Genomic DNA, 11,188 nt, shown 5'->3' with positions numbered 1-11,188 from the left:
GCGATGCGAGCCCTGGTCACTGGGTCGCGGGGTTTTGTGGGAACTCACCTCGTCGCTCATCTGAACGCCTGCGCCGACGACGTGATCGAGGTAGACCGCGTCATCGGCAGTCCCCCCATCGAAGATGCCGGCGCGGTATCAGAGCTGATCGCGGAGGCAAAGCCAGACGCGGTGTACCACTTGGCCGGCCAAAGCGACGTGGCCGGTTCGTGGGACGACCCCCTTGGCACATTCCATACCAATGCCGACGGCACGCTGCACGTGGTCCGGGCCTGTATCGACGCAGGGGTCGAACGCCTGCTATCGGTGACCAGTAGCGACATTTACGGTCTGGTCAGCCCCGAAGACCTGCCGCTCGATGAGTACGCCCCACTCCGGCCGGTTAATCCCTACGCGGCCAGCAAGGCTGCCGCCGAGATGGTGTGCATCCAGGGCTTTTGGGGCCATGGCCTCGGGGTGATCCGGGCTCGGGCCTTCAACCACCTGGGCCCTGGCCAGAGCGACCGCTTCCTGGCCCCCGCGCTAGCCGCTCGGATCGTCGACAATGAGCAGACCGGCAAGACCGAGGTGCCCGTAGGCAACCTGTCAGCCCGACGCGACTTCACCGACGTGCGCGACGTGGTACGGGCCTATCGCCTGCTGGTGGTGGACGGGGTACCCGGCGAGGCCTACAACGTGTGCTCCGGCCAGGATGTGGCCGTGTCCGAGATCGCCGAGATCCTGCTGGGCCTGGCCGAGGCACCGCTGACCCTCGAGCAAGACCAACGCCTGTTCCGCCCCGTTGATGTGCCAGTGATGCGGGGCGACAACGCCAAGCTCCGGGCGGCCACCGGGTGGGGGCCCGATATCGCCTTGGCCGACACCCTGGCCGACCTGCTAGTCGATGTGCGTCGGCGCCATACCCGCCAAACTGGAGAGATCCATGGCTGAGCACCATCCCCGCCGCGCACTGATCACCGGAATCACCGGCCAGGACGGCTCCTACCTGACTGAGCTTCTGCTCCAACAGGGGTACGATGTAGTGGGCCTGGTGCGGCGATCCAGCACGGTCAGCTTTGAGCGCATTGCCCACCTCCAAGACCGGATCACCATCGTCAGCGGCGATCTCCTCGACGAAGCCTCCCTCATCGAGGCTCTGCGGCTGCACCGGCCCGCCGAGGTGTACAACCTGGCGGCCCAGTCGTTTGTCCAGACCTCATTCGGCCAGCCGGTGCTTACCGGGGAGACCACCGCCTTGGGAGTGACTCGCCTGCTCGACGCCATCCGCATCGTGGATCCGAGTATCCGCTTCTACCAGGCCTCCAGCAGTGAGATGTTCGGCAAAGTGCGGGAGGTGCCCCAAACCGAGACCACGCCGTTCTATCCCCGGAGCCCTTACGGCGTGGCCAAGGTGTACGGCCATTGGATCACGGTCAACTACCGGGAGAGCTACGGCCTCCACGCCAGCTCCGGCATTTTGTTCAACCACGAGTCCCCCCGCCGGGGTCTGGAATTCGTTTCCCGCAAGATCTCCCACGCCGCGGCGGCCATCTCACTTGGACGCCAGCGCGAGCTGCGCCTTGGGAACCTGGACGCCAAGCGCGACTGGGGTTTCGCGGGCGACTACGTGAAGGCCATGTGGCTGATGGTCCAGCAGGACAAGCCCGGTGATTACGTGGTGTGCACCGGGGAGACTCACTCGGTGCGGGAGTTCTGCGAGCTGGCCTTCGCCCACTTGGGCATGGACTACCGGGACTACGTGGTGATCGACGAGGCGTTCATGCGCCCCGCCGAGGTGGATCTGCTGGTGGGCGACGCCGGCCGAGCTGCCTCCGAACTCGGTTGGCACCGGGCAGTCGGGTTCCAGCAACTGGTCGCCATGATGGTGGACGCCGATCTGGACCTGCTCCAGGGCAAGCTCAAAGGAATTTCGTGATTAGACCCACTGGCGTCTCACCCAAGGGAATTTCGTGATCAAGCCCGCCGGCTACCCCTTCAGAGTGATTTCGTGACCCCCAGCGTCGTCACACTGGCCGGAGGAGTGGGAGCGGCCAAGCTGCTCACCGGCCTGATTCGAGCCCACCCGCCCGACGACCAGCTCGCGGTGGTGAACACCGCCGACGACGCGGTGCTGCACGGCCTCCATGTGAGCCCCGACCTGGACACCGTGGTCTACACGCTGGCCAATGCGGTCAACCCCGATGCCGGCTGGGGTCTTGCCGGAGAGACCTGGCAGGCCATGGACGCCTTGGACCGTTACGGCGGGATCACCTGGTTCAGGCTGGGCGACCGCGACCTGGCCACTCATCTGTACCGCACCCACCGCCTCGGCCAAGGGGCCGATATGGCCACCATCACCGCAGAGATCGCTGCGGCGTGGGGTTTGGAGCTGGCCGTCGTGCCCGTAACCAATGACCGGATCGAGACCAGAGTCACCACTATCGACGAGGGCGAGATCGGCTTCCAAGACTATTTCGTGCGCCGCCGCCACGATGTGGCCGTGACCGCAGTCCGGGTAGCTGGATCGGAGAGTGCTAAGCCCGCGCCCGGTCTCATCGAGGCCTTGGCCACGGCCAAGCAGATCGTCATCGCCCCCTCCAATCCGATCGTGTCCATCGGACCGGTGCTGGAGGTGCCCGGCGTGCGAGAGGCAGTGGCCGCCCGCCGCGACGCCGTGGTGGCAGTGTCGCCCATCGTGGGCGGTGTTGCACTGAAAGGCCCCGCCGACCGGCTCATGCGGGAACTGGGCCACGAGAGCTCGGCAGTCGGAGTGGCACGGCTGTACCGGGACGTGGCGGCCACACTGGTAATCGACGAGACCGACGCCCACCTGGCCGACAGCGTGGAATCCGCTGGTATGGCCTGTGTGGTGGCACCCACCATCATGGACGGAGTCGAGTCGTCCATTGCGCTGGCCCAAGTGGTTCTGGGCTGTACCACCCACAAAGCCCACCGATGAGACTCGAGATTCTCGGCGTGGAGGGTATGCCCGAGATCAATGCGGGCGATGACCTGGCCGGCCTCATCGCCGAAGCAGCCGATCTGGCCGATGGCGATGTCGTGGTGGTCACCCAGAAGATCGTTTCCAAGGCCGAAGGAGCCATGGTCGCGGTTGACCCCGACGACCCCCAATCGCACAAGCCGGTGGTGGAGCAGGAGTCGGTTCGGGTGCTTCGGCGTCGGGGCCATCTCATCATCAGCGAGACCAAGCACGGGTTCGTATGCGCCAATGCCGGAGTTGACCGGTCCAACGTCGACGCCGACCAAGCCGCGCTGCTGCCCGACGATCCCGACCGCTCGGCCCGGCGCATCCGCGACGGGATCCGAGCCAAGGCCGGTGTGGAGGTCTCGGTGATCGTATCCGACACCTTCGGGCGTCCCTGGCGGCGAGGGGTGGCCGACGTGGCCATTGGCTCGGCCGGGGTCCGTCCCATCCTCGATCTGCGGGGTACAGAAGACACCACGGGACGGGAACTCCAGGTGACCGAGGTGGCCATCGTCGACGAGCTGGCTGCCGCCGCAGAGTTGGTCATGGGCAAGGCCGAGAACATCCCGGTGGCCGTCATCCGGGGTATTGACCCAACCTGGCTCGGCCCTGGCAGCATCCAAGCTGACCTGATCCGCTCCCCCGCCGAGGACCTGTTCCGCTAGGCAGTGATGTGGTGTTTGGGGCTGACAATGGCCCGGCGGATTTCGACGTTCGCCTGGACCGTGCTGTAGGGCAGCAAGACGGAGTCCGCTACCCGGGCTCCGGCGGCAACCGCGGCGTGGTCCATTATCACTGAGTTTGTTATCTGTGCACTGCCGGCGATTTCGGCGGTGGGATGGATGTGAGTGCCGCCAGCGAGGGCCATCTGGACCTCTAGGTAGGCGGCAGGGGTGCCGGCGTCGATCCAAAAGCCGTCTCGGGCCACCGCGTACAGCGACCCCTTTCTCACGAGTGCCGGGAAGGTCTCCCTTTCGATTGAGGCGGGGCGGCCTTCGGGGATCAACTCGACCACCGAGGGGTCAAGAACGTACATCCCGGCGTTTATCCACCGGCTGGGGGCCTCTTCAGCGGGCGGCTTCTCGACGAAGGCCCGCACCCGACCATCGGGGTCGCACACCACCACTCCGTAGCGGGAAGGATCCTCCACCGGGGTAAGGGCAATGGTGGCTGCCGCGCTATTCCCGCGGTGGGCGTCGAGCAGGTCGACCAGCGGAAAATCGCTGATCACATCGCCGTTCACCGCGATAAACGTGTCCTGTACCTCGGCCATTCGGGCGGCAAAGGCGATGGCCCCCGCGGTGTCCAGTGGCTCGGGCTCCACCGCGTAGAACAACTCCACCTCGGCACAGCGGCGCTGGGGATAGGCGGTTTCAAAGGCATCCGGCCGATATCCCAGCGACAGCACCGCCCGGGTAACTCCCTGCTGGCCCAGCCTCCCCACTACGTGCTCGATCATGGGCCGGTCTACCACTGGCAGCATCTGCTTTGGACGAGTCAGGGTCAGAGGCCGGAGCCGGGTTCCGAATCCGCCGACCAGTACGACTGCGTCCACGAGGAGCTAACCGTCGTCTTCCACCCTGACGCCCGGAACGTCCTCGTCGATTCCGTCGTCGAATTCAACCGGGCCCTCGGGCTGGGAGATGTCGGCCACCAGCGAGGGCGACACCCCGAGCAGATCATTGACGGTGGGAGGCAGGGGCACCACCGCATCGCGGGGCGCCAAGGCGATGGTGAAGGCCTCGCCGTCCCTCTTGAAGCGGACATCGCCGAAGTCCGCGTAGATCCGCTCGTCAGGCTCGGCGGCTTCCGCGGTGAGCGCCCTGGACCAGCGCACAATCTGCATCACAGCCGGCTGCCCATCGCACACCGCGTCCACTGCGCTGATCACCCCGAACTCGGCGGCGGTGATGCCGTTCATATCCATCTTCACGAACATCGACTCGAAGAACTTGGCCATGATGGCGTCCTCGCCCGCGGCGTTGGCGGTGAACGGGTGGACGTGGATCAGCCCGTCGGAGTGGGAGTGGATGCCCTCAGGGTCATAGGGATAGCCCTGGGGGTTTAGCCGACCCTCGAAGATCGGCTGGAACGCCCCTTCGCCATTGTTATCGGTGCAGTCCCATACTCCATAGGCCGAGTGCCAGTGATCGCTGAGGCCGGGACGAGACTCAGCCTCCCGCAGACTCCAGGCGATGGCCACCACGCCGGAGCCGATCAAGATGATGAGCACCACCAATGCGGGAAAGCCGATGATGCGGCGCTGTTGGCCGACATCGCCCATCGACGCAGCCCGCGCCACTTTTCGAGAACCAGAGGCTCTTGCCACGGCTTTACAGGCTACTGGTCTGACGGCGCGATCAGCGCATCAATCGCCGGAACAGATCGAGATACCGGTCGGCCACCTGTTGGGGGCTGGCGGCCTGCTCGGCGTAGGACCTCCCCCGCCGACCCATCTCGGCCAGGCCGTCGGTATCGTCGGCCATCTCGGCCACCGCGGCACAGAAGGCATCGACGTCGTCGGGGCCAACCGTCCGCCCCGCACCGGATTCGGCGAGCAGCCGCTCCACTTCGCTGTCCCGGTCGACGCTGGCCAGCACCGGGCGGCCCGCAGCCAGCACTGAGTACACCTTGGAGGGCACGCTGGAAGCGCCCAGCCCGGCCCGCAGCAGCACCACGTGTAGGTCAGCGGCGGCCAGCACCTCCCCCAGACGCTCCGGCGGTTGCCAGCCCACCAGGTGCAAATTGTCAAGCCGAGTGGCCGCCGCGGCCACCGATGAGCGGGCCACCCCGTCGCCGTTGACCACAAACTGGACGTCGGCCCGCCCCCGATCGGCGAATTGCTCTGCTGCGGTCACCATCAAGTCCAAGGGCTGGGAGTGCCCCAGGTTGCCGGCGTACATCACCACCGTCTTGTCTGAATCGCCACCCGGCCCAAGGTCGGCTCGATAGGAGTTGTGCCGATCAGACGGGACAATGCGATCGGCGTCGGCCGTGTTGGGTACGACCACCACCTTTTGCGGGTCATCACCGGAATCCAGTTTGGCCCTCACGTTTTCGGCCATGCCCTCCGAAAGCACGGTCACCACATCGGCCCGCCGATACACCCAACGCTCAAGCCTGCTGGCTGCGGCCACCGCCTGAGGGTTGCGCAGAACCCCCGTCTCCACTGCGGCGTCGGGGAAAACATCCTGCACGTTGAACACCAGTGGAACCCGTCCCCGCCAGGCCGCCGCCCACCCCGCAGCCCCCAAAGTGAGCGGGGGCGACATGGCGACCACCACATCGCAGCGGCCTGCTGCGGCAACGGCATCGGCCCCCGCCAGCACGGAAAACCCGGCGAATGCTGCTGCCCGGGCCACCAAACGCCCCTTGTCGGCAGGAAACGGATGCCAGCGCCGGATCCGACCCCACGGTTCGCGCTGGGTGCGGACGAGGCGCCCGGACCATCCCTCGGCCACCGCGTGGTCCCGGTACCACGGAAGGCTGGTGACAACCTCCACCCGGTGGCCACGGGCCGTCCATTGCTCGCAGATGGCGGTTATCACCTCTCCGGTGGGAGCGGTATCCGGCTCATAGTGCGGGCACAGCACCAAGATGCGGAGATGATTCATCTTCGGGCCACTTCGGCATAGAGGGCATACATTCCCGCGGCCGAGTCGAACTCGGCCAGCTCACGCACCCTGGACTGACCTGCTTCGCTCAATGCCTGGCGGGCGTCGGGATCCCTCGCTAGGTGGCCGATGGCCTCGGCCCACCGGGCATCGTCATCGGCATCCAACAGGGACCCGCCCGATGCCACCACTTCAGGCAATGCCCCGGCGTCAGCGGCCACCACTGGACAGCCCCGGGCCATGGCCTCGACCACAGGGAGACCATAACCCTCGTATTTCGACGGGAACACCGTGGCCACCGCCTGCCGAAACAGGCCGTCGAGCACCGGGCGGGGAATGCGGCCCAGCCGGTGCCAGCGGCTCCCCACCTCCAAATCGATGGCCAACTGGTCCAGCTTGGCGTCTCGCGGGCCGGGTGCCCCAGTGGCCACCAGCTCCACGTCTACCCCGTCGGCGGCCAACCGGGCCAGCGCCCGCAGCAGCACTTCGTGGTTCTTGTGGGGGTAGGCCACCGCCGGATACAACACGAACGGGTGGGACAAATCCGGCACTGCGGCAGCCAGCGGCATCTCCGAGTCGCCCAAAGAGGCGTCAACCGGCGCCGGCAGGACCGCCACCCGCTGGGGATCGACCCCCAAGCGCTCCTCCAGGCGGCCCCGGTTGAACTCGCTCACCGTCACGATCGCCTCGGCCCGGCGCACCGACCACGGCAGCATAGACCTCAGATACATCCGTTTGATCAAGCCGAAGCGCCTGGGACAGTCCAGAGGCTGCAAATCGTGGATGGTCACGATGGCGGGCCGGATGCCCATCCAGGGCACTGTCCCCCCAAAGTGGTGGACCATGGCAAGGCCGCGGCGACGACATTGGCTGGCCAGCCAGGTGTTCTCGACAAACACTCGCAGTGGCCGACCCCTCGCCGGTGGAGAAACCACCACCTCGTGGCGCTCAGCCAGCGACGGGTGGGCCTCGGCGAACCCACGCGGCGCGAACAACGTCAGCCTCACCGGGGCGTCCGGCGAGATTGCCGACAGCAATCTGACCGCATAGTCCTCAGAACCCCCCACCTTGCCCGACCGCAGCCACAACAGGTTCACCCCCACCGTTACGACCGGATCAGACGAGCCCATCAGCCGGCCAGCTCTCGGTACACATCAACCAGCCCATTTGCCGTGCGCTGCCAGGTGAACTCGGCCAGGGCCCGCTCCCGGCCCTGCTTGCCCAATCGGGCCGCATCATCGGGGGAGTCGAGTAGCCCGGCCAGCGCGTCGGCGATCTCCTGAGACCTGGTCGGATCCACCAGCACCCCGGTCGAGCCAGCAACCTCGGCGGTGGCCCCCGTCGTCGAGGTCACCACCGGCGCCTCCTGCACCATTGCCTCCAGCACCGGCAGGCCGAATCCCTCGGTCAGGCTCGGATAGCACACCACCGCGGCGGCCCGCATCAGCGCCCGCTTGTCGGCCTCGGCCACAAACCCCAACCGGCGGATCGACTGACCAGACGAAGCCAATTCCATACCAAGGTTCGACTTCCACCCTTCCGGGCCCACCAAGACCAAATCCTCGGCGGTTCGGCCCAGCATCTGCCATGACTCCAGCAGCCCGGCCAGGTTCTTGCGAGGTTCAGCTGTGCCCACCCACAGCACAAACCGACCAGCCAGGCCATACCGCTGCCGCACCTCGTCGGCCTCCTCGGGCGGGACCAAGCGGTCGTTGGCCCAATACGGCACTACCCGCACCCGATCACCGTCGATCCCCGCCTGAGCGCAATCATCTGCCGTGTGCTGCGATGGGCACACCACCAGATCGGCATCGATCCGGGTCAGCTCCAGCGATCGAACGAAGAACCGCATGCCCCGCGGTGTGAAGTGGTCGGGATGGCGCAAAAACGCCAGGTCGTTGACCGTCACCGCCAGCGGCGCCGTCCGGGGAGGCACCGCCATGCCGGTAGCATGGATCGCGTCCACCGGCCCCGCTGTCCGCTCCACTGCTGGCCATCGCATTTGGTGCCAGCCCCAGTACAAGCCGGCTCGGGGTAAACGCACAGCCTCCACCGCAATGCCCGGAGCGAACGGCTCTTGGGGGGGATTCCGATGCCAAGCCGATACGCCAACGATCTCTGGCCCCGCCGACAGCCGTCCCAAGGCCTCCACGCATCCCAGTGCGGCCGCAGCCGTCCCCCCCGGCACCGAGTGCCAGCACTGCTCCAGCGTAATCGCCACTCTCACTGCTCTGAGTCTGCCAGCCCCAACTCAATGCGTACGCTGCGGACCACTAGTGTGAAGTCCGATGAGCGGCTTTTGGGTTGGCAAACGAGTCCTGATCACCGGGGGTGCCGGATTCTTGGGCCAAACGGTTTGCCGACTGGTCAACCAGCAAAAGCCCTCCCTGCTGGCCGTCCCGTCCAGCGCCGACTACGACCTGCGCACCGCCGAAGACGCCCACAGGCTGCTGGCCGATACCCAGCCCGATGTGGTCATCCACCTGGCAGCCCGGGTGGGGGGCATCGGCGCCAACCTTCAGCGGCCCGCCGACTTGTACCTCGACAATCTCCTCATGGGGACCAATGTCATCGAGCAGTGCCGGCTGGCGGGAACCGACCGGCTGGTGGTGGTGGGCACCATCTGCTCGTACCCCAAGCACACGAAGGTGCCGTTCACCGAGGACTTCCTTTGGACCGGGTACCCCGAAGAGACCAACGCCCCTTACGGAGTGGCCAAGCTTGCCCAACTCGTGCAACTCCAGGCCAACCGCGACCAGTACGGCCAGCAGGGCATCTATCTGATGCCCACCAACCTGTATGGCCCGGGCGACAAGTTCCACCCGTCGGTGTCACACGTCATCCCCGCTCTCATCAAGAAGTGCGTGGATGCTGTCGAAGCCGGCCATGACAGCATCGAGGTGTGGGGCACCGGCACGGCCAGCCGAGAGTTCCTCTATGTGGACGACGCCGCCCAGGGCATCCTGCTCGCCGCCGAACACTACCGGGGAGCGGCTCCCGTGAACCTGGGGGCCAACCATGAGGTCGCCATCAAAGAGCTAGTCCACGACGTGGCCGAGATCACCGGATTCGCCGGCCGCATCGAATGGGATGCCACCAAGCCCGACGGCCAGCCTCGCCGCTGCGTCGACCCCGCCCGGGCGAAGGAACTATTCGGTTTCGAGGCCACCACACCGTTCGCCGAAGGTTTGCGACGCACCTATCGGTGGTATCTGGCCAACCGTCACGAAGCCGAATCGCGAGGCGTGCCGGAAACCCCGGCATAGTCAGCGCCCACCACCAACTCCACATCGGCGCCGTCGATCTCGGCCACCAGTTCTAGCCGCGGCACAGGCTCCACATGGCGGGCCAGCTCCTGTGCCTCGTCCTCGAATGCCACGGTATAGCGAACCATGGTTATGCCCACGTCAAACCGGTCGGCGTTGGCCCGTTCCACCACGGAGAACCCGGCCCGCTCCAGGGCATCCTCCACTCCGGCCACGGTGCCCGACGGATTACCGTTCAGCACTCTCACCCGAACCCCGGCCAGGCTCCCAGCCCGGAAGAACTCCAGCGCCGGCTGGGCCGCATCCTCTACCAACAGAAGCACCTGTTTGCCGTCGATGGTGGCATCAGCCACCGGCAGCTTGTACCGCTCAATCTGATCTACCCGGAACGACCGGAACTCATCGCCCAAATCCACAATCTGACCCAAGGTGATGCGGTCGTCCAGGGTGATGCTGGGGCTGTCGCCGTCCAATAGCTCGTTGGCCACCCTTCGCAGGGTAAGCGGATTGCGAATTCCCTTCTCCACCGCCCGTTTGAGGGTGGCCACCATGAATTCCTGCTGGCGCTGGTTACGCTCGAGGTCGTTCCACACTCCGAGGGGCACCCAGTCGTCGTCGTTGGCCGGATTCCCCCCCTCGATCAGCGTCAGCGGCCGACGAGTCCGCACATAGGCCAGCGCCGCGTCGGGATCGAGAGTCACCACCCCGGCCTGCTCGATCCTCAACCCCACCGAGTCATCCCGGATGGACTGGGCGATCTCCACCGGCACCCCGTCTACCGCTTCCACGATCCGGAGGAATCCGGCGAAATTGATCTCCACATAGTGGTGGATGGGCACACCGAGGAAATCCGACACGGTTTCGATCAGTGTGCTGGCTCCCCCGATGCCCCGAGCGGCATTCACCCGTTCGCTCCATCCTTTGCCGGAAATCGGCACCCACAGGTCGCGGGGGATCGACAGCATTGCCACCCGGTCGGCCTCAGGATCGATGCGCACCAAGATCACCGAGTCGGTCAACAGGGTGTTGATGTCCCGGTCGTTGTGAATCGGGCTGTCGGGGTCGACCCCCAGAGCACTGTCGATCCCTACCAACAAGAAGTTCCGAGCCTCCGAATCGCTCTGCTGCTCAAAAGAGAGCGAAAGGCCGACCGACACCCGGGGAATCTTGTTAATCTGCGACTTCACCACGGCCAGCCCCGCGGCCCCGCCCACCGCCGCGGCGAACACCAGCAACCCAAACAGCACCACCATGAGTTGCCACCAGGTTCTCTTGCGTACTCGCCGCCTGCCGCGCCTCATTCACTGCCAGTGTAAAAGGCTGATCAATTCGTTTTGGTTCAG

The 11,188-nt window shown here is 65.9% G+C and carries 11 protein-coding genes; 5 read left to right on the top strand and 6 right to left on the bottom strand.

Annotation, left to right across the window (positions count from 1 at the left end):
* Positions 1 to 3: 3 nt before the first annotated feature.
* The 4 genes from ACOOGG_RS15800 to cofE all read left to right on the top strand — a co-directional run bounded on the left by ACOOGG_RS15800 (position 4) and on the right by cofE (position 3,630).
* Entirely contained in the window at positions 4 to 930 is a 927-nt protein-coding gene (locus tag ACOOGG_RS15800) for a GDP-mannose 4,6-dehydratase (protein WP_420436761.1), read from the top strand.
* Positions 923 to 1,915: a GDP-mannose 4,6-dehydratase gene (gene gmd, locus ACOOGG_RS15795; protein WP_420436759.1), complete on the top strand. Its 993-nt coding sequence runs from the start codon at positions 923 to 925 to the stop codon at positions 1,913 to 1,915. Before ACOOGG_RS15800 ends, gmd begins: the two co-directional genes overlap by 8 nt.
* 72 nt (positions 1,916 to 1,987) lie before the next feature.
* On the top strand, positions 1,988 to 2,938 hold the full coding sequence (gene cofD, locus ACOOGG_RS15790) for a 2-phospho-L-lactate transferase (protein ID WP_420436757.1): 951 nt from the start codon (positions 1,988 to 1,990) through the stop codon (positions 2,936 to 2,938).
* Complete coding sequence (cofE, locus tag ACOOGG_RS15785; protein ID WP_420436755.1) at positions 2,935 to 3,630, top strand: coenzyme F420-0:L-glutamate ligase; 696 nt, start codon at positions 2,935 to 2,937, stop codon at positions 3,628 to 3,630. The genes cofD and cofE overlap by 4 nt, the downstream gene beginning before the upstream one ends.
* On the opposite strand, the gene ACOOGG_RS15780 is transcribed toward cofE, so the two are convergent.
* Genes ACOOGG_RS15780 through ACOOGG_RS15760 form a run of 5 tightly spaced genes read right to left on the bottom strand, consistent with a single transcriptional unit; the run spans position 3,627 to position 8,806 of the window.
* The gene (locus ACOOGG_RS15780) at positions 3,627 to 4,520 is read right to left on the bottom strand and encodes a sugar phosphate nucleotidyltransferase (protein ID WP_420436753.1); all 894 of its coding nucleotides are present in this window, start codon (positions 4,518 to 4,520) and stop codon (positions 3,627 to 3,629) included. The genes cofE and ACOOGG_RS15780 overlap by 4 nt on opposite strands.
* A 6-nt stretch (positions 4,521 to 4,526) precedes the next feature.
* Positions 4,527 to 5,294, bottom strand: coding sequence for a hypothetical protein (locus ACOOGG_RS15775; RefSeq protein WP_420436751.1), 768 nt, complete (start codon positions 5,292 to 5,294; stop codon positions 4,527 to 4,529).
* 31 nt (positions 5,295 to 5,325) lie between these two features.
* The gene (locus ACOOGG_RS15770) at positions 5,326 to 6,579 is read right to left on the bottom strand and encodes a glycosyltransferase family 4 protein (protein ID WP_420436749.1); all 1,254 of its coding nucleotides are present in this window, start codon (positions 6,577 to 6,579) and stop codon (positions 5,326 to 5,328) included.
* Complete coding sequence (locus ACOOGG_RS15765; protein WP_420436747.1) at positions 6,576 to 7,709, bottom strand: glycosyltransferase family 4 protein; 1,134 nt, start codon at positions 7,707 to 7,709, stop codon at positions 6,576 to 6,578. The genes ACOOGG_RS15770 and ACOOGG_RS15765 overlap by 4 nt, the downstream gene beginning before the upstream one ends.
* Positions 7,709 to 8,806: a glycosyltransferase family 4 protein gene (locus tag ACOOGG_RS15760; protein ID WP_420436745.1), complete on the bottom strand. Its 1,098-nt coding sequence runs from the start codon at positions 8,804 to 8,806 to the stop codon at positions 7,709 to 7,711. Before ACOOGG_RS15760 ends, ACOOGG_RS15765 begins: the two co-directional genes overlap by 1 nt.
* 61 nt (positions 8,807 to 8,867) lie before the next feature.
* Between ACOOGG_RS15760 and ACOOGG_RS15755 the strand changes: the two genes are divergently transcribed.
* A complete protein-coding gene (locus tag ACOOGG_RS15755; RefSeq protein WP_420436743.1) occupies positions 8,868 to 9,845 on the top strand; it encodes a GDP-L-fucose synthase family protein in 978 nt (325 codons plus the stop codon).
* Here the strand turns inward: ACOOGG_RS15755 and ACOOGG_RS15750 are convergent.
* Positions 9,803 to 11,146 carry an LCP family protein gene (locus ACOOGG_RS15750; protein ID WP_420436741.1) on the bottom strand — a complete coding sequence of 448 codons (1,344 nt, stop codon included), beginning with the start codon at positions 11,144 to 11,146 and terminating at the stop codon, positions 9,803 to 9,805. The two genes, ACOOGG_RS15755 and ACOOGG_RS15750, sit on opposite strands and share 43 nt — an antisense overlap.
* Between the last annotated feature and the right edge of the window lie 42 nt (positions 11,147 to 11,188).

The organism is Candidatus Poriferisocius sp. (assembly GCF_965214065.1).
In the GTDB taxonomy this organism is placed as follows: domain Bacteria; phylum Actinomycetota; class Acidimicrobiia; order Acidimicrobiales; family Bin134; genus Poriferisocius.
Note: the sequence above shows the minus strand (reverse complement) of the source record. Positions and strands in the feature narration are given on the sequence as shown.